This window comes from Pedobacter kyonggii (assembly GCF_004310665.1).
Taxonomy (GTDB): domain Bacteria; phylum Bacteroidota; class Bacteroidia; order Sphingobacteriales; family Sphingobacteriaceae; genus Pedobacter; species Pedobacter kyonggii.
Genome location: NZ_SIXF01000022.1, coordinates 71,698 through 91,404 on the forward strand (window position 1 = coordinate 71,698; position 19,707 = coordinate 91,404).

General features: G+C 39.0%; 18 protein-coding genes. 7 read left to right on the forward strand and 11 right to left on the reverse strand.

The window, feature by feature from the left end; translation table 11 throughout:
• The first annotated feature begins 27 nt into the window (after nt 1–27).
• A complete protein-coding gene (locus tag EYS08_RS18645; RefSeq protein ID WP_131031531.1) occupies nt 28–1,641 on the forward strand; it encodes a S8 family peptidase in 1,614 nt (537 codons plus the stop codon).
• Nucleotides 1,642–2,237: 596 nt separating this feature from the next.
• On the opposite strand, the gene EYS08_RS18650 is transcribed toward EYS08_RS18645, so the two are convergent.
• The 3 genes from EYS08_RS18650 to EYS08_RS18660 are packed head-to-tail and all read right to left on the reverse strand — an operon-like array spanning nt 2,238 to nt 5,967.
• Entirely contained in the window at nt 2,238–4,361 is a 2,124-nt protein-coding gene (locus EYS08_RS18650; protein WP_131031532.1) for a xanthine dehydrogenase family protein molybdopterin-binding subunit, read from the reverse strand.
• 2 nt (nt 4,362–4,363) lie between these two features.
• Nucleotides 4,364–5,347: an FAD binding domain-containing protein gene (locus tag EYS08_RS18655; RefSeq protein WP_131031533.1), complete on the reverse strand. Its 984-nt coding sequence runs from the start codon at nt 5,345–5,347 to the stop codon at nt 4,364–4,366.
• Nucleotides 5,344–5,967, reverse strand: coding sequence for a (2Fe-2S)-binding protein (locus EYS08_RS18660; protein WP_131031534.1), 624 nt, complete (start codon nt 5,965–5,967; stop codon nt 5,344–5,346). Before EYS08_RS18660 ends, EYS08_RS18655 begins: the two co-directional genes overlap by 4 nt.
• Nucleotides 5,968–6,142: 175 nt before the next feature.
• On the opposite strand from EYS08_RS18660, the gene EYS08_RS18665 reads away from it, so the two are divergent.
• Entirely contained in the window at nt 6,143–6,793 is a 651-nt protein-coding gene (locus tag EYS08_RS18665; RefSeq protein ID WP_131031535.1) for a YceH family protein, read from the forward strand.
• A gap of 311 nt (nt 6,794–7,104) precedes the next feature.
• Here EYS08_RS18665 and fabF read toward each other — a convergent pair whose 3' ends face one another.
• Genes fabF through EYS08_RS18690 form a run of 5 tightly spaced genes read right to left on the reverse strand, consistent with a single transcriptional unit; the run spans nt 7,105 to nt 10,496 of the window.
• Nucleotides 7,105–8,355 carry a beta-ketoacyl-ACP synthase II gene (gene fabF, locus EYS08_RS18670; RefSeq protein WP_131031536.1) on the reverse strand — a complete coding sequence of 417 codons (1,251 nt, stop codon included), beginning with the start codon at nt 8,353–8,355 and terminating at the stop codon, nt 7,105–7,107.
• Between the two features lie 11 nt (nt 8,356–8,366).
• Nucleotides 8,367–8,585, reverse strand: a complete 219-nt coding sequence (locus EYS08_RS18675) for a DUF2798 domain-containing protein (protein ID WP_131031537.1) — start codon at nt 8,583–8,585, stop codon at nt 8,367–8,369.
• A 15-nt stretch (nt 8,586–8,600) separates the two neighbouring features.
• The gene (locus tag EYS08_RS18680) at nt 8,601–9,371 is read right to left on the reverse strand and encodes an SDR family oxidoreductase (RefSeq protein ID WP_131031538.1); all 771 of its coding nucleotides are present in this window, start codon (nt 9,369–9,371) and stop codon (nt 8,601–8,603) included.
• 13 nt (nt 9,372–9,384) lie between these two features.
• Nucleotides 9,385–9,870, reverse strand: coding sequence for a PaaI family thioesterase (locus EYS08_RS18685; RefSeq protein ID WP_131031539.1), 486 nt, complete (start codon nt 9,868–9,870; stop codon nt 9,385–9,387).
• Between the two features lie 38 nt (nt 9,871–9,908).
• Nucleotides 9,909–10,496, reverse strand: coding sequence for a TetR/AcrR family transcriptional regulator (locus EYS08_RS18690; RefSeq protein ID WP_131031540.1), 588 nt, complete (start codon nt 10,494–10,496; stop codon nt 9,909–9,911).
• A gap of 124 nt (nt 10,497–10,620) precedes the next feature.
• On the opposite strand from EYS08_RS18690, the gene EYS08_RS18695 reads away from it, so the two are divergent.
• The 3 genes from EYS08_RS18695 to EYS08_RS18705 all read left to right on the forward strand — a co-directional run bounded on the left by EYS08_RS18695 (nt 10,621) and on the right by EYS08_RS18705 (nt 13,326).
• Entirely contained in the window at nt 10,621–11,532 is a 912-nt protein-coding gene (locus EYS08_RS18695) for a helix-turn-helix domain-containing protein (RefSeq protein ID WP_131031541.1), read from the forward strand.
• An 81-nt stretch (nt 11,533–11,613) separates the two neighbouring features.
• The gene (locus tag EYS08_RS18700; RefSeq protein ID WP_131031542.1) at nt 11,614–12,456 is read left to right on the forward strand and encodes an SDR family NAD(P)-dependent oxidoreductase; all 843 of its coding nucleotides are present in this window, start codon (nt 11,614–11,616) and stop codon (nt 12,454–12,456) included.
• Nucleotides 12,457–12,474: 18 nt separating this feature from the next.
• Complete coding sequence (locus tag EYS08_RS18705; RefSeq protein ID WP_131031543.1) at nt 12,475–13,326, forward strand: SDR family NAD(P)-dependent oxidoreductase; 852 nt, start codon at nt 12,475–12,477, stop codon at nt 13,324–13,326.
• 716 nt (nt 13,327–14,042) lie between these two features.
• Here the strand turns inward: EYS08_RS18705 and EYS08_RS18710 are convergent.
• Nucleotides 14,043–16,328 (reverse strand): GH92 family glycosyl hydrolase, encoded by a 2,286-nt coding sequence (locus EYS08_RS18710; RefSeq protein WP_131031544.1) that lies wholly within the window; start codon nt 16,326–16,328, stop codon nt 14,043–14,045.
• A gap of 542 nt (nt 16,329–16,870) precedes the next feature.
• Between EYS08_RS18710 and mnmA the strand changes: the two genes are divergently transcribed.
• A complete protein-coding gene (gene mnmA / locus EYS08_RS18715) occupies nt 16,871–17,962 on the forward strand; it encodes a tRNA 2-thiouridine(34) synthase MnmA (RefSeq protein ID WP_131031545.1) in 1,092 nt (363 codons plus the stop codon).
• Nucleotides 17,963–18,350: 388 nt separating this feature from the next.
• On the opposite strand, the gene EYS08_RS18720 is transcribed toward mnmA, so the two are convergent.
• On the reverse strand, nt 18,351–18,665 hold the full coding sequence (locus EYS08_RS18720) for a hypothetical protein (protein ID WP_057934638.1): 315 nt from the start codon (nt 18,663–18,665) through the stop codon (nt 18,351–18,353).
• 293 nt (nt 18,666–18,958) lie between these two features.
• Between EYS08_RS18720 and EYS08_RS18725 the strand changes: the two genes are divergently transcribed.
• Nucleotides 18,959–19,321: a response regulator gene (locus EYS08_RS18725; protein ID WP_131031546.1), complete on the forward strand. Its 363-nt coding sequence runs from the start codon at nt 18,959–18,961 to the stop codon at nt 19,319–19,321.
• Between the two features lie 101 nt (nt 19,322–19,422).
• Here the strand turns inward: EYS08_RS18725 and EYS08_RS26105 are convergent.
• On the reverse strand, nt 19,423–19,707 hold a 285-nt coding region (locus tag EYS08_RS26105; protein WP_208745900.1), incomplete at its 5' end, for a hypothetical protein.

The window sequence follows — 19,707 nt, forward strand, 5'->3', positions numbered from 1 at the left end:
TTCGCCGTTTAATACAAAAATACATAAATGAATAAGAGTAGAATTTTTAGCGCGCTGTTAAGTGTTGCGCTTGTGAGTGCGGTATCAACTTTGGCCAATGCTCAAAAAGCCAATTGGCAAAATCTTGATCTTAAAAGTGATAGTACATTCGGAATCAGTACCGAAAAAGCATATAAAGAACTTTTAAAAGGCAAAAAATCTGTTAAAGTAATCGTAGCAGTTAATGATGGCGGCGTAGAAGCTACCCATGAAGACTTAAAACGAATTATGTGGGTAAATACCAAGGAGATAGCCGGTAATGGCAAGGACGATGATAAGAATGGTTATATCGACGATATAAATGGCTGGAACTTTATTGGCGGACCTAAAGAATCTGTAAACTTCGAAACCTTAGAATTAACCCGTTTGGTTCGTCGCGATCAGGTACGTTTTGCCAATACCACAGATGCGAATGTAGCCGAAAAAGACAAAAAGGATTTCGAAATTTTTAAAGTAGAAAGAGCCGATTTAGAAAAACAATTGGCAGAAGCCAGGGAAAATCTGGCAGGCATTACTGGTTTTAAAACAGCTTTAGATGCTGTAGTAAAGAAAATCGGTAAAGAAAACCCAACCGTAGAAGACTTTAAAAACTTCAAACCATCAACAGAGGTTGAAGGCAGGATTCAAAATGTACTGAGCCAGCAATTAGAAAAAGGCAGCTTCAAAGATTTTTACGAAGATCAGATTGTAGAAGGACTGGATTACTATACACGCCAGGTCAATTACAACTTAAACCTCGATTACGATCCACGCTCAATAGTTGGTGATGATCCAAATAATGTTAAGGAGAAATTTTATGGCAATAACGACGTTGCAGGTCCTGATGCCATGCACGGCACACACGTAGCTGGTATCATTGCGGCTGATAGAACCAACAAACTTGGTATTTTAGGTGTAGCGGATAACGTTGCCATTATGGGTGTTCGTTGTACGCCAAATGGCGATGAAAGGGATAAAGATGTTGCTAATGCTATTCGTTATGCTGTTGATAACGGTGCAAAAGTAATCAACATGAGTTTTGGCAAGGCTTATAGCTGGGACAAAGCAATCGTTAACGAAGCTATGAAATATGCGGTATCTAAAGATGTATTGATCGTTCAGGCAGCAGGTAACGAAAACAAAAATATCGATGTAGAAAATAATTTTCCTAACCACAAAGATTTAGATGAGAAAACTATTGCATCATGGATTACCGTTGGTGCTTCAGGTCCTAAAGATGATGAAACATTAAAAGCCAGTTTCTCTAACTTCGGCAAAACCCAGGTAGATGTTTTTGCTCCAGGCGTTCAGATTTATTCTACTGTACCGGGTTCTAAATACAAAAATTTAGATGGAACCAGTATGGCCTCTCCTGTTGTGGCTGGCTTAGCAGGATTAATCCGCTCTTATTATCCAAAATTAACCGCCGCACAGGTAAAAGAAATCATCGTTAAATCGGTTACCAAAGTTAACCATAACGTGGAGTATGCTAAAGGCGAAGAACCTGGTGCAGAAAAAGTTTCTATCCCATTCTCTGATCTTTGTATCAGTGGCGGAATTGTAAATACTTACAATGCATTAAAATTAGCGGCAACTTACTCGGGTAAAGCGGTTGCTAAATAATTACTCGATACATCATCTCAAATTAATTTTGGATCGTAATGCTATAGCTTTAAGATTCCCGCCTGCGCGGGAATGACGTAATAAACAAAAAAAATGCGAACCAAAATCGGTTCGCATTTTTTTTGTTTATTTCAACGATTGTCATTGCGGGGCACGTAAATCCAAAGCAATATTATCTTCGATTAGCACTTCGTAATTCCAAATCAAGTTCAGTATCTATCTAAGTAAAGATCCTTCTACTACACTACCATGGATGTTATTTACAAATTATTATTAATCAGCATTTTAATTACTTTCGCGTTTCCATCTAGCTAGGCCATACCACAGTATCCCCGTTCTACTTAAATCCGGCCTAACAAATTTTTCGGGCTGCACTGTTCTAGCCGCACAACTGGCTTCAAAAGAAAAATTTTCAGCCGGCATTTTTTGTTTCTTTTTGATGCCAAAAAGAAGGAGCCCTACGGCGGCGGCGAGCCGAGGCAAGACCGTGGTGTATAGCAAAATAAATCAATTATACGTCACTCGCATTAATTTTATAAAATAAATTATCCCTCAAGATGATAAACCACGTTTGGAATTAACCAAAGACAACTTAATTAAGCCAGTATCTTATCCGGCGTTATCGGCAATGTCCTGATTCTTTTTCCTGTAGCATTAAAAACAGCATTGGCTACAGCGGCAGAAAAACCGATTAATGCAATTTCACCCATTCCCTTTGCACCCATCGGATTAATGTAAGGATCGGGTTTATTGATAAAGTTAACATCAATCTCTGGAACATCGGCATTTACCGGAACATGGTAATCGGCAAAATTATTATTGATATACCTTCCATAGCGGTGGTCGATAATCGATTCTTCGGTTAAAGCCATGCCAATACCGCCAACAGCACCACCAAGCATTTGGCTTCGCGCAGTTTTCGGACTTACAATGGTACCGGAATCCCCTACAGAAACGATTTTACTCACTTTTACTACGCCTGTAAGCGCATGAACCTTTACCTGCACAAAGTGGATGGAGAACGAATACATTGAGTAATTATCCCTTTCCTTTCCTCCCTGACTCTCTTTGGTTACTTCTATTTGCGGAAGGTTATTCTTTTTTAACACATCAACAAAATTAGCCGTTGCATCCATATTCGAATTTGCAGCCAGTTCAGCAATCGCAGATTTCAGTGCCACACAAACATCATTAACTGCCGAACCTACTGTAGATAACGTAGCTGAACCGCCCTGACTAGGCGCTGGCGGCAAAGAAGAATCACCCAATTCGAAGGTAATTTTATTTACAGGAATCTTCATCAGTTTATTGGCGATTAAAGTCATGCCAGTTCCTGTTCCCGGACCAATATCGCTGGTTGCACTTTGCAAATGCAGCGATCCATCAGCCTTTAAAATGCCCTTCACACTGGCTTTGCCTCTATTGGCGTTAAAAACCCCAACACTTACGCCATAACCTGTTTGCCATGGTCCTTCAATCAAGCTGCCCGGCTTATTTTTCCTGTTGCTCCACCCTATTTTTTCTGCCCCAATTTTATAGGCTTCTTTTATGTTTTTGCTCGAAAAGGGTTTGTTTTTCTGCTGATCGGTTTCAGGATCGTTTTTTATCCTAAAATCCAATGGGTCCATATCCAAAGCATGCGCCATTTCATCAATTGCGCTTTCCAAGGCAAAAGCTCCAGTAGCCTCCCCAGGTCCGCGCATCCATATTGGAACGCCAAGATCTACCGGAACAATGGCATAAGCAGTATTTACGTTATCGCATTGGTACATAAACTTCGCCATGTTAACCACACCTTCGGTAAAGTTCTCATAAGTAGAGGTTTCGCCATAAGCCCTGTGCGTAATCCCTGTTAATTTACCATCCTTATTTGCGCCTAAACCAATCGTTTGTATCGCTGCCGGCCGATTACCAACCATAGTAAACATCTGCATCCTGGTAATCACCACTTTTACAGGCTTACCAATATGTTTAGAGGCCATTACCGTTGCAATTTCCAAGGGCCAGGTACGGAGTGCCATACCAAAACCACCACCAACAAATTCCGAATTTACCTGAATGTTCTCCATCGGAATTTTAAAAACATTTGCAATGGTGCCCTGAGTAGCTTTTACACCTTGTGTTTTGGCATAAACCGTAAGCTGGTTATTTGGCCTCCAATCGGCGATGATCCCATGAAGTTCCATCGGGTTATGCGTTTCGATAGGCAGGAAATATCTTTCTTCGAGCTTAACCACTGCGGTTTTATAAGCGTTTTCTATACCACGTTTATAATCAGCCTGACCTTGAAGTTTCTTTGCTTTAGGATCTTTTAAAGCTTTTTCAAAATCAGTGTTAAAATCCTCTTTAGCATAAGTTGCTTTAACCAATGAAGCTGCATGAGTTGCCCTTTCAAAGGTATTGGCTACTACAATTGCGATTGGCTGTCCATTGTAGAAAATTTTGTCGGTATAAAAAATCTTCATTTGCGGACCACCTTCCTGCTCGTAAGCAGCTGCCGATGGTTTATTTAAATGCGAAATCACAGCAATTACACCTGGCGCTTTTTCAGCCGCCTTGGTATCGAGCGCTGTAATTTTTCCTTTGGTAATGGTACTGGTTACCAAAACACCATAGGTTAAACCCGGCAGTTCGTATTCCGCAAAATATTTAGCTTGCCCCGTAACTTTTAAAATTCCATCTACGCGGTCGTTGTCGTCTTTTAAAACTCTCTTTTCCATAACTAAACTTTAGATTTTGCAAGATTCAATCCCTCGATTATTGTATTGGGTGCCAGTTTAAGTTTAAAGTCATTTCCTCCAAAACCTTTTGCATCCTTCATGGCCAACTGCGCTGCCTCTTCAAAATTCGATAAGGTGGCTTCTTTTCCTTTTAAGAAATTTTCGGATGCCGTTAAACGCCAGGGTTTATGCGCTACTCCACCCATTGCCAAACGAATATCAGTAATTTTATTATTGCTGAGCTCAAATGCTGCAGCTACAGAAACAAGTGCAAAAGCATAAGAAGCCCGATCCCTAACTTTAAGATAATGGTAATTTTTAGCAAGGTTATTCATCGGAATTTCCAAACGGATAATCATTTCGTCTGCTTTTAAGTTATTGTCTAGCTGTGGAGTATCTCCTGCCAAGCGATGAAAATCTTTAAATGGTATTTTACGTTCTCCTTTGGCATTAGCCACCACCACTTCAGCGTCTAAAGCGGTTAATGCTACACACATATCACTTGGATGAACGGCAATACATTTTTCTGAAGCCCCAAAAATGGCATGCATGCGGTTAAAACCTTCCATGGCACCACAGCCTGTACCGGGTTGACGTTTATTACAAGGCATTTCGGTATCATAAAAATAACTACAACGTGTACGCTGCATCATATTACCACCAACAGTAGCTACATTTCTCAGCTGGGCAGATGCGCCCGCCTGTAAAGCCCAGGAAAGTAATGGTAGTTTCTCTTTAATCAGCGCACTGTCTGCAACTGCCGAATTAGAAGCCAAAGCACCAATATGGATTTTATTGCCAATTTGCTCGATCTGCTTTAATGGAACATGATTGATATCGATGAGTTTTTCGGGTGCCGTAACACCTCTTTTCATTAAATCAATTAGGTTTGTTCCACCCGCCAAAAATTTGGCATTTTTATCTTTTACCAATAAGGCAATTGCTGATTTCGCCGTGGTTGTTCTTAAGTATTGAAAATTGATCATACCTTTTCGCCTCCTTCCTTAACTTCAATAATAGCATCAACTATATTAGGATAAGCGCCGCATCTACAGATGTTTCCACTCATATATTCACTTATTTCTGCTCTTGAACCAGTATGCCCTTCGCGAACACAAGCCACGGCCGACATAATCTGTCCCGGCGTACAATAGCCACATTGAAAACCATCATGCTTGATAAATGCAGCCTGCATGGGATGCAAAGTTTCGCCGTTGGCCAATCCTTCAATCGTGGTAATTTTCTTTCCTTCATTCATTACTGCTAAACTGAGGCATGAATTTACCCTTTGTCCATCAACATGAACGGTGCAAGCACCACACTGGCCATGGTCGCATCCTTTTTTAGTCCCTGTTAGGTGTAATTCTTCACGCAAATAATCTAAAAGCGTTACCCTGGGCTCAACCGTAGTTTGATATACTTTATTATTTACCGTAAGTTCTAATGGGATTTTCTCGAAAAGTTGAGCGAAACGTTCATCGGCATTGCTTTCAGCTGCTTTAACCGCAACACTAGGCGTTAGTGCAATGGCTGTAATTACCGAACTTTTTTTGAGGAAATCGCGCCTGCTATCACCCTGATTTGGTTTCTGATCGGAAGATTTCATAATTGGATATTTAGATATTGGGATGTACTCCTAAGTTCGTTATTCTAATGTTCAGATTGTAGCAATTCGGAAATTTAGAATTATTCTATCGAGTAATATTTTTGTATAACTCACTAGAAATAAATCATTAACAAAATAATTTTCAAAATGTTCAACCAATTTATACTTTTATAACATGGACAACGTAAAACCACTACCCGATTTATCAGCAGAAGAACAACGCGTTTTGGGCGCATTAATAGAAAAAAGCCGCACCACGCCCGATTATTACCCAATGACTTTGAACAGTTTAACTGCTGCATGTAACCAGAAAAGCTCAAGAAATCCGGTGGTAAATTACGATGAGGACACCATAACATTAACACTAAATCAACTTAAAATAAAAGGTTTAATCTCCACTGCTACAGGAGGATCAAGTCGTGCAACTAAATACAAACATAATCTGGCCATCGTTTATCCGCTAGTGCCTTCAGAACTTGCCATTATTTGCTTATTACTTTTAAGAGGTCCATTAACACCTGGTGAAATCAATAGCAATTCGGGAAGGTTATATGAATTTGAAAGCATAGAAGAAGTTTTAGAACAGCTTCAGAAACTATCAGATGAAGAACCTGCATTTGTAAAACAACTTGCAAAAAAAGCTGGTCAAAAAGAGGCCCGTTTTGTTCATCTTTTAGGCGAACAGGCCGAAACCACTTCAGAACCTGAAACCGAAACGATAAGCACACCGCAATTTGATCCTACTGAACTGGAAAGCAGAATAGAAAAATTGGAACTGGAAATTGAAGAATTGAAAGAGCTTGTTAATTTATTGATGGATAAGTAGGTTCACTGGTTCATTAGCCATTGGTTCATCGGTTTCTAACCCATTGGCATAACTAACGCGATTACCACTCTGAGCTTAGTCGAAGACCTTTATAGATTAATTCTGCGTGTCTCTGTGGGAAAAAACTAGCGTCTTAGCGAGACGCTAAGGCTAGTATAGTACCAAAAGATTCTTCACTACGTTCAGAATGACAAATAAGGAACTTTGTTGAGATGACGACACGATTTAAACTTATCTAAAACAAAAAAAGTGCTTGGCGATTAACCAAACACTTTAAAAATTCCCAATCAAGTTGAGAATAACAAAATCAATTAAGCCTCATACTTTTTAAAAATAGTACTCGCGGTGTGACCACCGAAACCAAAAGTGTTATTTAAAACATAATTGATCTCCTTTTTAATACTTTCTCCCAACACAAAATTCAATCCTTTTGGAATATTTTCGTCCAGATTTTTGGTATTAATAGTAGGCGGCACCACATTATCTCTGATCGATAAAACACTGATTACACTTTCAACCGCTCCGGCAGCACCAAGTAAATGACCCGTCATCGATTTAGTTGCACCAATTACTACTGGAAAACCATTGAATACAGTATTAATCGCCTGTAATTCACTTAAGTCGCCCAATCCGGTTGAAGTGGCGTGTGCATTGATATAATCAATTTTATCTGCACTAATTCCAGCATCTTTTAAAGCCTTTGTCATACCCAAAGCCGCACCAATCCCATCCGGAGGGGTTCCGGTTAAGTGATATGCATCAGCAGCCATTCCACCACCAACAATTTCGGCATAAATGTGGGCACCACGGGCTAAAGCATGATCCAGATCTTCTAAAACCAATGCGCCTGCGCCTTCGCTCATCACAAAACCATCTCTGTCGGCATCAAAAGGTTTAGAAGCTCCTTGTGGATCCTCGTTGTTTTTAGATAAAGCCTGAGCGGCATTAAAGCCACCTACAGATGACTTGGTTAACGCAGCTTCAGAACCACCAGCAATCATTACACTTGCTTTTCCTAAACGAATGGTATCGAAAGCATTGATAATGGCAGTATTAGATGATGCACAAGCAGATACGGTACAATAATTGGGTCCACGCAATTTATGGCGGATGGAAATTGCTCCTGCGGCAATATCGACAATCATTTTTGGAATGAAATAAGGATTAAACCTTGGTGTTCCATCACCTGCATGAAATTCTTCCAACTGCGCTTCAAAAGTACCGATCCCGCCGTTTCCCGTTGCCCAGATTACACCAACTTCAGCCAATTGATCATCGGTCATTGCAGTAAAATCTAATCCTGCATCCTTTATCGCCTGATCGCTCGAGCCGATTGCATATTGGGTAAAAAGGTCGTACTTTTTAATTTCTTTCTTCTCCAGGTATTCTTCAGGATTAAAATCCTTTACCTCGCCCGCAAAACGGGTTTTGAATTTACTGGCATCAAATTTTGTAATGGTACCGATGCCGCTTTTTCCGGCCAATATCTGTTGCCAGAATTGCTCAACGGTATTACCAAGTGGCGTTATAACACCTAAACCTGTTACTACTACTCTTTTCATTTTAATAATTTTTAGTCAATATTCTTGAATAAATAATCGACCAATGATTGTACGCGTGGGGCAATAATTAATATAGCAGGGATGGCTACAATGTAAGAAATGCCCCATGATTTTAACCAAACTTTCATAAAGATCGATGTAAATCCAAGATTAACACTTATGGCCGCGAAAGTAACTATTCCTGTAGTAAAAACCGCCATAATAAATGCAAATGCTAGCTTCTTTTTCATCCCCTGCTATATTTTTTATTTTTTAACTGAATCAACCCAGGCTTTTCTATCTGCATTCATCACATTCAGGGCATCAACTGGCGACTGTCTGAACAGTTCATAAATTTTAGCGGTATCTCCCACCCTGATTTCAAATTCATCATTGGCTAAAGCCGCTAGCAAATCATCTGCAACAACAGAAGGTTTAATACCATTATGGCCACCAATTTCTTTCGAAAATTCTGTATCCACCAATGGTGGCATCAATTCGAAAACCTTAACAGCAGTTTCTTCTAAACTTAACCTTAACGAGGTGCTGTAAGAATGTAATGCTGCCTTACTGGCTGCGTAAGTTGGCAAAGTAACACCAGGAACATAAGCCACAATAGATGAAACGTTTACGATAGCTGATTCCCTTTGTGCTTTTAAAACAGGCAGCAATTTTTGATTGATCCTGATAATCGATAAATAATTGGTCAACATTTCATCTTCTGCATTGGCAAAAGCATCCTGATTGGGGTCAGCTAAATTGTACAGGATTGCTCTTCCTGCATTATTGATCACGATATTTAATTGAGGGAAATCGGCTTTGATGTGGGCTACCAATTGATCTACATCCTCAGCCTTGCTTACATCAGAAAGAATGGTGGTTACATTTTGTAATGATGCAGCAGCTGCATCTAGGCGTTCCTGGTTTCTACCCGTAATAACTACATGATTATCTAAAGCAGTTAACTGTTTTGCAATTTCTAAACCGATACCAGCTGTTCCGCCGATCAATAAAACGGTATTTTGTGAAGTTTTCATTATATGTTTTTTTTTAAAATTTTAAGATTAAACAAGTACTCACCGCGTGAGCATAAACGCTATTATTTTCATCAACTAATTGCGCTTCTACCAAGGCGGTACGTCCACCAAGGTTGATCACCTTCCCTACGGTTTTGAGTTTCCCGGTTTGGATGGTAACGGCTTTCAGGAAATTTACCTTCAGCTCTAAAGTGGTATATCCTTTTCCGGCAGGTAAAAGCGAATGGACCGAACAGCCCATAGCCGAATCTAAAATAGCAGTGATTACCCCGCCATGCACAGTGCCGATTGGATTGTAATGAAATTCCTGAGGTGTAAATTCGAAAACCACATTGCCCTTTTCTATCAGACTTACACTAAAATCCAAGGTATACAACAATGGCGGCTGCGGAAATTTATGATCACTCATGGCCTGCAGATAATCAACACCATCCATCTGCATAGCTTCCTTCGCTCCTTTCATCGGGTCTTCCCAAGTTATCGTTCTGGTTCTTTTCATAACAAAATACCAATCGGTATATTTTAGTTTAAAAATTTTTAGCTGAGGCTATTGATATATTTTTTTAATGAATCCATAATTAAATTCCAGTGTGCAGGTTTTGCGGTCAACCTCGAAATCATGATACCGCCTTCTACCATGGCAATAATGGTTAAAGCAATCTGTTCAGGATTATGAACTATATTAATTTCTTTCTTGGCAATCCCAGCTTCAACTAGTTTAGCAATTTTGTTTTTCCAATCTAACACAGCTTTCAACACTCTTCCCCGCAATTCGGGATGAGTATCATCAGCGTCAATTGCAGTATTTAGAACCGGGCAGCCTCCTTCTGACACCGAACCATCCATAAATTTTTGATAAATATCGATATACACCAAAAGCTTATCTTTTATGCTGGCCTGCCGATTCATTTCAGCCTCTATCCTGCTTGATACATTTTTCAGATTATAATCAAAAGCCGCTAGCGCCACTTCATCCTTATTGGCGAAGTTACCGTAAATACTACCTTTGGTTAAACCCGTGGCAGCAGTAATATCATTTAAAGAAGTGCCTGCGTAACCTTTCATATTAAAAATAGGTGCGGTTTTCTCTACAATGAATTTTCTTGTTTTTTCTGCCTTGGTCATGTTCTTTTAAATTGATGATGCAAATATATACCAATCGGTATATTTAATACAAATATTTTTATCATCCAAATCTCCTTTTAATTGCGGTAATTTATTTTACGTTTGAATTTTGTAACTTTGATTTATGAACAAGCCGGAGACAATTGAAGATTTTTACCAGAACAAATTTAGTTTCTTACCAGATAACCTACAGAACGGCGTGGGGCACTTTAACGTTTTCAAGTTAGAAGATTGTTTAAGGGATGATCATAAGCCTATGAGTTATAACCGCAGGGATTATTACAAAATCTGCCTTACCCGCGGACATAATGTTTACCACTATGCTGACAAAAGCATCGAGATTAATGGCACCGCTTTAATCTTCTTCAACCCGCTTGTACCTTATACCTGGGAGCTGGCCAGTGGTAAACAAAGTGAGGTAACAGGCTATTTCTGTATTTTTACAGAAGCTTTTTTTACCGAAAAGATCCGTGGAAACATTGGTGATTTACCTATGTTTACCCATGGAGGGAAACCTGCATATATTTTGAATGAACAACAGGACAAACAGATAGAGGCTATTTTTTCCAAAATGTTCGAGGAAATTAATACCGATTACATCTATAAATACGATCTGCTCAGAAACTATATTACTGAAATTACACACTTTGCGCTAAAAACACAGCCATCTGAAACACTATTTAAACATACTGATGCCAATACAAGGATCACTTCTGTTTTTACAGAGTTACTAGAGCGGCAATTCCCCATCGAAACAACTACGCAAAGGCTTACCATGCGCTCAGCCAAGGATTATGCTTCGCAACTTTCGGTACATGTAAACCACTTAAACCGTGCAATTAAAGAAACCACTGGCAAAACCACTACACATTATATTACTGAACGTTTATTAAGTGAAGCTAAAGCTTTACTCAAGCATACCGATTGGAACATATCAGAAATAGGTTATTGCCTCGGTTTTGAAGAGCCTACCCATTTTAATAACTTTTTTAAAAAACTAACTAACCACACGCCTACTTCTTACCGAATTGTTTGAATTTCGTAATCATAAGTTTGATTAACGTAATAAAGCGAATTCATTTGCACTGTAATTTTGTCTTAACAAAAAGGAAAAACTATGGGCAAGAAAAAAGTTTGGTTTATTACCGGGGCTTCAAAGGGCTTAGGATTAAGTTTGGTTCATCAGTTGCTAAATGCTGGCCAATATGTTGCGGCCACATCAAGAAATATCAGTGAACTTAAAAAAGCAGTAAATAACGACAGCGGAAAATTCCTCCCTCTAGCGGTTAACCTCGCCGATGAACAAAGCGTTGAGGAAGCGATAAAGACGACTGTTACAAAATTCGAAAGAATCGATGTAGTTATCAATAATGCAGGTTACGGAATCGGAGGCAGTATCGAAGAGCTTAGCGATGCAGAAACACGCAACAGTTTTGATGTTAACGTTTTCGGAACACTGAATGTCATCAGAAAAGCTTCACCTTATTTAAGGGAGCAAAGAGCCGGACATATCATCAACATTGCATCAATTGCAGGTATTGCAGGCGCAACGGGCTGGGCGGTATATGCTGCAGCAAAATCGGCTGTAATTGCATTATCAGAAGTATCGGCAGAAGACCTAAAAGAATTCGGCATAAAAGTAACTATTGTGGCTCCTGGCGCATTCAGAACCAGTTTTTTAACTACTGATTCGCTGATTTTGGCTGCCAATCCAATTGCCGAATACGAAGAAGTACGGGCAATACACAGCAAATACCTAAAAATGGACGGTCAGCAGATCGGCGATCCCGAGAAAGCCGCTGCGGCTATGATCTCACTGGCAAGTATGCCTAATCCACCCCTTCATTTACTTTTGGGGAATGATGCTTTTCAAAGAGCAAACAACAAGTTAGAATCACTACAGAAGGAATTTAGAGACTGGAAAGCTATTACAATTTCAACAGATTTCGACGAAAATTAATTCAATAACAAAAACATTATGGAAAATCAAAAAGTATGGTTTGTAACAGGCGCATCAAAAGGCCTGGGACTTACATTAGTAAAAACATTATTAAACAGTGGCCTTAGCGTTGCCGCAACTTCAAGAAGCCTGAACGATTTAATAAACGCAGTTGGTGAACACGAAAACTTTTTGCCGCTAGCTGTCGATTTGATCGACGAAAGCAGTGTAGAAGCAGCAGTTAGTCAAACAATCAGCAAATTTGGTCAGGTAGATGTTGTGGTAAACAATGCTGGCTATGGAATGCTTGGTGCTTTAGAAGAGTTAAGCGATAAAGAATCGCGTCAAAATTTCGATGTGAACGTTTTTGGTTCATTAAATGTAATCAGAAAGGTACTTCCTCAATTACGGAAACAGCAATCGGGTCATATTTTCAATATTTCTTCAATTGGCGGCTTTTCAGGTAACTTCCCTGGCTTCGGAATTTATTGCGCGACAAAATTTGCAGTGGTTGGCTTTACAGAATCGTTGGCAGCTGAAGTAAAATCGATGGGAATCAAAGCAACAATTGTAGAACCGGGATATTTCAGAACGGCATTCCTAACTGAAGGATCATTAGCGGTACCGAATAAACCAATTGATGCCTATAAAGAGGTACGCGACTCGCAAGCAGCACACCAAAACGATATCAATAACCAGCAGCCAGGCGATCCGGCCAAAGCAGTTGAGGTGATTATTGAAGCTTCGAAAAGTGAAAACCCACCGCTTCATTTATTCTTAGGCCCTGATGCTTATCAGATAGCTGATGCAAAAATTGCAGATGTACAAAGGGATATGGCCAATTGGAAGTATTTAGCAACCGCCACTAATTTTGATGAGGTTGGCGCGTAGGATCTAGAGCAATCGTCATTTCGAGTTTTATTTACAACACAAAGCTCAATATAAATGACAGAAGGTTTTTAGCAGGATTTATTGCTGCGAGAAATCGTCATTGCGAGAAGGCTTTTCAGCCGACGAAGCAATCTTACAACTATCGCTACTAGCGTGAGCTTTAAGATTATTCATTTTTGCAGTTGCTTTTAAGGCATTCATGAGCTCACTCCGTTCGGTTATCTTCGTGCCTCGCAATGACGATTTTTCTATAAAAAACCTGTCAATAGTAATTGATTCTCAACGCCTCCTCAATCTCTATTTTAGAACTTGATCAGCATTAAATCAAGCATTTAACAAGGCTTGATCTTATGGTTAAATATTTCCTCTTAAACCACTGTGCCAGGTTAACCAATGCGGGTGATAGATAATTTAGATATCAAAATTTATTTTTCACTAATTGCTTTCCTCAGCGAAAACATAAAAAAACATCATTAATCTTTATCATTAAGAAGTTAAGACATTAAGAATTGTTAGATAAGTTTAACTATTAATGTTTGGGGAGGTTAGGTGATAAAACAAAATTTATGCACTGATAAACAACCTCTTACAACAGATTAGTTATCTACTATTGACTAATACCCCAATAACCTAATGACTAATGAACTAACGCCCCAAAACAAAAAAACCGTCGACCAATAAAGCCGACGGTTTAATTTGTACAGGGATGAGAAAAATTATTTCTTAGGTTTTGCGCTCATGTAAAAAGTAAGTTTTCCGCCATTGGTGATATCAGCGTGTTTGATTTTATAATCGGTAATTTCTTTGCCATTCAATAAAACTTTCTCTACATAAACATTTTTATCACTCTGTTTAATGGCTTCAACAGTAAATGTTTTACCGTTTTCTAAGTTAATTACAGCATTATTAACCAACGGACTACCTAATGAATATACATCAGAGCCTGGTGCTACCGGATAAAAACCTAACGAAGAAAACATATACCAGGCACTCATCTGCCCACAGTCGTCATTTCCGCCCAAACCATCAGCAGTAGGCTTGTACTGCATGTTTAAGATGTGACGGATCTGCGCCTGAGTTTTCCATGGCTGATCGGTCCAGTTGTAAAGGTAAGCGATATGGTGCGCAGGCTCATTACCATGCACATAACCACCAATAATACCTTCGCGGGTAATATCTTCAGTATGCGCAAAAAACTCGTCGGGTAAATGCATGGTAAACAAAGTATCTAAACGGGTTGCAAATTTCTTTTTGCCGCCCATCATTTCAATCAGCGAAGCCGGATCCTGCGGAACAAAGAAACTATAGTTCCAGCTGTTACCTTCAATAAAACCTTGTCCTTCGGTATCTTTTGGATCGAATTGCTTTTTAAAAGAGCCATCTGCCAATTTAGGGCGCATGAAACCAGTAGCACTATCGTAATTGTTTTTCCAGTTGTTAGAACGTTTGATAAATTCGTTATAAACATCCATACGGTTTAATTTCTTGGCCAGTTGTGCAATCGACCAGTCATCGTAAGAATATTCTAAATTATTGGAAACCGAAATGCCTGATTTTTCTGCGGGGATATAACCTTTATCCATATAATAGCCAATTCCCTCATAATCGCGGTGTTTTGCTGTTGCAATGCAGGCATCCAATGCTTTGTTTGCATCGCCATTATAAGTACCCTTAATAATCGCATCAGAAATTACAGAAACACTGTGGTAACCGCTCATACACCAGTTATCGTTGGCATAATGCGACCAGATCGGCAACATGTGTAAACTACTCTGATCATAATGTGCCATCATCGATTTCACCATGTCATTACTTCGGCCTGGCTGCATAATATTAAAGAATGGATGTAAGGCCCGGTAGGTATCCCAGAGTGAGAATGTAGTGTAATTGGTAAAGCCCTCAGCTTTATGCACCCCTTGATCTAAACCTTTGTATTCTCCATTAACATCGGTATAGGTTGTTGGATTGATAAAAGCATGATATAAAGCGGTGTAAAAGTTTATTTTATTATCGTTAGAAGTAGTTACCTGTATTTTATTCAATTCTTTATTCCAGGTAGCCTGTGCCTGAGCTTTCACTTTTTCGAAATCCCAGCCCGAAATTTCTGCACGCATATTCTGCAAGGCATTTTCCTGGCTAACCGGCGATAAAGCAAATTTAATTTTAATCTTCTCTCCTTCCTGGGTATCGAAATCGAAGTACATTTTCAGTTTTTTGCCTGCAATTTCAGGAAAGTTCTGCTCCTGGTTAAACTTGCCCCAAAAGCCTCTATAAGCCTGTTTAGCATCATAGCTTTTACGTCCGTAGCTTTTAAAAGGTTTAGAAAAGCTCATGGCAAAATAAACGGTTCTGGTTCGGGCCCATCCGTTGGTTTGGCGGTAACCTGTAATCAGCGTATCGTTCACCACCCGAACGTAAGTCCAAACGGTTTTTTCTTCATAATTGTAAATACCAGCCATCAGATCGAGAATAATGTGCGATTGATCTGATTTAGGAAAAGTATATTGATGCATCCCTACCCTTGTCGTTGAGGTTAACTCGGCAGTAATGTTATCGTCATCTAATTTTACTTTGTAATAACCTGCCTCTGCAACTTCATTGGTATGCGAAAATGCTGAACGGTAACCACTTTTCGGATCTGATGCGGTACCAGAATTTAACTGTAATTTACCTTGTGTAGGCATGATCAGGAAATCGCCCAGATCGGAGTGACCAGTGCCGCTAAAATGGGTATGACTAAAGCCGGTAATGGTTTTATCTTCATATTTATAACCCGCACAGTATTTATATACATCGCCATTGTATTTCCCATTTACTTCGTAAGATAAAGTATCCGTCTCAGGACTTAACTGTACCGAACCAAATGGAACTGTAGCACCAGGATAGGTATGCCCCATTTTAGATGTACCAATAATAGGTTTAACATACTGCACCAGATTCTGCTGTGCCGATGCCATCATGGCTGAAAGCAAAAGACAAGGCAGGATAACTTTTTTGATCATATCTTTTAAAATTAGCTTGTTTTTTATTGAAAATTCTAAGGTATTAATTTATCTTCAAATATGCATAAAACACGACACTAAAACGTTTAAGTAAAATAAAAAATACACTTCAGAAGCTTGAAGATACAATTTATTGCGGTTTCAAAACCTCGCAGGCTTTAAACCTTCGGAATTTATACATATTCATTTTCACAAAAGAAGTCAAGTTTTATTTGTACCGCGCTATTTTAAACTTGACTTCTTTCAATTTAAACTTACTAGGTTTACTCAAAAAGTTGTACAAAAGGTTAACAGACATTGTTAAATAACCTGATAGAACGGGCCCGGAGCGAAGCATGAGTGAGGACTTGAAGGGACAGCAGGACTGTTGGCAGCCACTAACACCGGTCCACTCATTTTCAAAATATTACTGACCGCCCGAGCCACCTTAGCGCCCTAAATAACAAGCAGAAGCAATTTAACAACCGCTTTTTACAAGTAACTGACTTGCTTTAAATAATTTCAGCTAAATAAACCTTATTTTTGCATCCAATATTTTTAAGATGAGTAAACACGGTAGAATTCTGGTTGCCATGAGTGGCGGGGTTGATAGTTCGGTAGCGGCTGTAATGTTGCATGAGCAGGGTTATGAGGTTATTGGATTAACCATGAAGACCTGGGATTATGCTACTTCTGGTGGAAGCAGTAAGGAAACTGGCTGTTGCTCATTAGATAGTATCAATGATGCACGTACACTTGCCGTAAACTATGGTTTTCCGCATTATATCCTTGACATCAGGGATGAATTTGGCGATTATGTAATCGACAATTTTGTTGACGAATATCTGGCCGGAAGGACTCCAAATCCATGTGTTTTGTGCAATACACATATTAAGTGGGAAGCGCTTTTAAAACGTGCCAATAAACTCGATTGCGAATTTATTGCAACTGGTCATTATGCCAACATCCGCCAGCAAGACAGCGGCCGTTATGTAATTTCGAAAGGAAAAGACGAAAATAAAGATCAATCTTATGTACTTTGGGGCGTTTCGCAGGAAAACCTCTCGAGGACAAAGTTCCCATTGGGCAGTTTCGCGAAATCTGAAATCAGACAGATGGCTTTAGATATGGGACAGGAAGAACTGGCAAAAAAATCGGAGAGCTACGAAATCTGTTTTGTACCTGATAATGATTACAGGGCTTTCCTAAAACATAAAGTAGAAGATTTAGAAGACAGAGTAGCCGGCGGAAATTTCATTTTAAGCAATGGAATGGTTGTTGGACAACATAAAGGTTATCCTTTTTACACCATTGGCCAACGTAAAGGTTTAGGCGTTGCCTTTGGCGAACCTATGTTTGTAACGCAGATACTGCCAGAAAGCAATACCGTAGTTTTGGGTAAAGCTGATGAGCTTGAACGCCGCGAAGCCATGGTACGCAACATTAACCTGATAAAATATGCGAGCATTGAAGAGCCAATGAATGATGTGATTACCAAAATCCGTTACAAAGATGCAGGTATGTTAAGTACAATTGTTCAGGAAAAAGATAAAATGCGCGTGGTGTTTGATCATAATGTTTCAGCAATTGCACCAGGTCAATCGGCGGTATTTTACGAAGGAAATGATTTATTGGGCGGAGGATTTTTAGTTTAATAGACTCCTATCTGTTTATATCGCCAAGCAATCGTCATGCTGATCCGATAGCTATCGGATTTAGTTAGCATCTTACTGGCGAGATAGACCCTGAAATAAATTACATTCGGTGAGCTCGCTAAGCCTCGGTTAAGGGTGACGACCAAAAAAGAAACAAAAAACGAGTTGCCAAATAGCAACTCGTTTTTTTATTTGAGTTTTATTACGCTATACTGGAGAAATCGTCATGCTGATCCGATAGTTATCGGATTTATTTCAGCATCTTTCGTACCATCTACTTATTTTAGACTTCTATAATCTATCCATCATAAAAGTAAGTTTATCGAATTAAGATTCCCGCTTACGCGAGAATGACGACCGCCATAAAATATCACGATAGAAATCTTTTTTATTCATTTCCTTTAAAAACATTAATAGAAGCTGTTTTCCAATGGATGTAACCTAAATTACCGCAGGTTTGGGCGACAAAGTTTTCTACATCCTCTGGCACGTCGTTAACAACACGCCATCTTATTTTATATTTTGGGTTATAACTTATATATACCACCAAATCATCACTACGCTGCCCAATGGCATGTAAATGCTGTAAATGAATATCCTGTAGATCTGCAGCGGCAATCCTCAATCTTTCATTCATGATTTTACCTAATGAAAGATCTGGTCTAAAATCTGTTTCGAATATGGCTAAAACGGTAACGGTCATAGAAAAAATAAATATATCAGCAAACAAACCAAGCAAGAAGCTTTTTGTTTAAAATCATCAATTAAATACATCGGATTATCTTTATGATATCTCCTGTATCCTGTCTCTCCAAAAGCAAATCTATACTAAAAAAATTAGTATCAAAATTTATTTTTATATTTTTTTTAGTCAGCACAAAAATTATAGAAACGCATGACACGGCGCACCAAAAGGTTAATAACTCTAATATTGTGCATAACTATCTTAAACATCTGATAGCTAGGTTAGTTATCTATATAACAAAAGTTGAGCTTATGAAAAAGTGCATCTATGTAGTAGAAGACAATCCGAGTATTAGAGAAATCATCGAATTTTTGTTAATCGAAGAACTTTACGAAGTAAAGACATGCCCTAACACCAACGATTTTTGGTTTCAAATGAGCAAACACCGGCCAGATATGGTAATTCTTGATATTATGTTACCTGATGGAAATGGCCTGGATATCTGTAATATGCTAAAGCGAAATATAAAAACACATGATATCCCGGTCATGATGATGTCGGCTAACAACCATCTTAATGCAGTTAAGGCTAAATGTGATGCGGAAGATTTCATCAACAAACCCTTCGATCTGAACGATTTTGTAAATAGAGTAGATAAATATTTACTTAACTAAAGGAAATCGTCATTGCGAAGCCAATTTTTCATTGGATGAAGCAATCTTGTAGCAGGGCAGTATGAAAGATTGCTTTCCCGAAAAGTTGCATTAGCGTCAAGTTAAGCTGAAAATAGTTGGCTTAAATTAATTCTGTGGTTTCTTTTTTCATATTTACAGTACTTATCTATAATATCTCTGAACTGCTTTCTACCTGTAGCGATTACCTCTTTCATGTTCAATACAAAGAACTTTACACATTTGATCAAGCTAACGGAGCCTTTGGCATATCTGACAACTGGCAAAAATATTTTTTGCATAAACAGGCATATAAACATCAACAGGAGGTATATATTCGTGCTAATCCGTTTTTCATTGGTACAGCCATTATGTAGCAACTGCTGTAG

Excerpts from the sequence above, each read along its gene's own strand:
- EYS08_RS18645 (WP_131031531.1), top strand. The coding sequence starts at position 28 with ATGAATAAGAGTAGAATTTTTAGCGCGCTGTTAAGTGTTGCGCTTGTG.
- EYS08_RS18650 (WP_131031532.1), bottom strand. The coding sequence starts at position 4,361 with ATGGAAAAGAGAGTTTTAAAAGACGACAACGACCGCGTAGATGGAATT.
- EYS08_RS18655 (WP_131031533.1), bottom strand. The coding sequence starts at position 5,347 with ATGATCAATTTTCAATACTTAAGAACAACCACGGCGAAATCAGCAATT.
- EYS08_RS18660 (WP_131031534.1), bottom strand. The coding sequence starts at position 5,967 with ATGAAATCTTCCGATCAGAAACCAAATCAGGGTGATAGCAGGCGCGAT.
- EYS08_RS18665 (WP_131031535.1), top strand. The coding sequence starts at position 6,143 with ATGGACAACGTAAAACCACTACCCGATTTATCAGCAGAAGAACAACGC.
- fabF (WP_131031536.1), bottom strand. The coding sequence starts at position 8,355 with ATGAAAAGAGTAGTAGTAACAGGTTTAGGTGTTATAACGCCACTTGGT.
- EYS08_RS18675 (WP_131031537.1), bottom strand. The coding sequence starts at position 8,585 with ATGAAAAAGAAGCTAGCATTTGCATTTATTATGGCGGTTTTTACTACA.
- EYS08_RS18680 (WP_131031538.1), bottom strand. The coding sequence starts at position 9,371 with ATGAAAACTTCACAAAATACCGTTTTATTGATCGGCGGAACAGCTGGT.
- EYS08_RS18685 (WP_131031539.1), bottom strand. The coding sequence starts at position 9,870 with ATGAAAAGAACCAGAACGATAACTTGGGAAGACCCGATGAAAGGAGCG.
- EYS08_RS18690 (WP_131031540.1), bottom strand. The coding sequence starts at position 10,496 with ATGACCAAGGCAGAAAAAACAAGAAAATTCATTGTAGAGAAAACCGCA.
- EYS08_RS18695 (WP_131031541.1), top strand. The coding sequence starts at position 10,621 with ATGAACAAGCCGGAGACAATTGAAGATTTTTACCAGAACAAATTTAGT.
- EYS08_RS18700 (WP_131031542.1), top strand. The coding sequence starts at position 11,614 with ATGGGCAAGAAAAAAGTTTGGTTTATTACCGGGGCTTCAAAGGGCTTA.
- EYS08_RS18705 (WP_131031543.1), top strand. The coding sequence starts at position 12,475 with ATGGAAAATCAAAAAGTATGGTTTGTAACAGGCGCATCAAAAGGCCTG.
- EYS08_RS18710 (WP_131031544.1), bottom strand. The coding sequence starts at position 16,328 with ATGATCAAAAAAGTTATCCTGCCTTGTCTTTTGCTTTCAGCCATGATG.
- mnmA (WP_131031545.1), top strand. The coding sequence starts at position 16,871 with ATGAGTAAACACGGTAGAATTCTGGTTGCCATGAGTGGCGGGGTTGAT.
- EYS08_RS18720 (WP_057934638.1), bottom strand. The coding sequence starts at position 18,665 with ATGACCGTTACCGTTTTAGCCATATTCGAAACAGATTTTAGACCAGAT.
- EYS08_RS18725 (WP_131031546.1), top strand. The coding sequence starts at position 18,959 with ATGAAAAAGTGCATCTATGTAGTAGAAGACAATCCGAGTATTAGAGAA.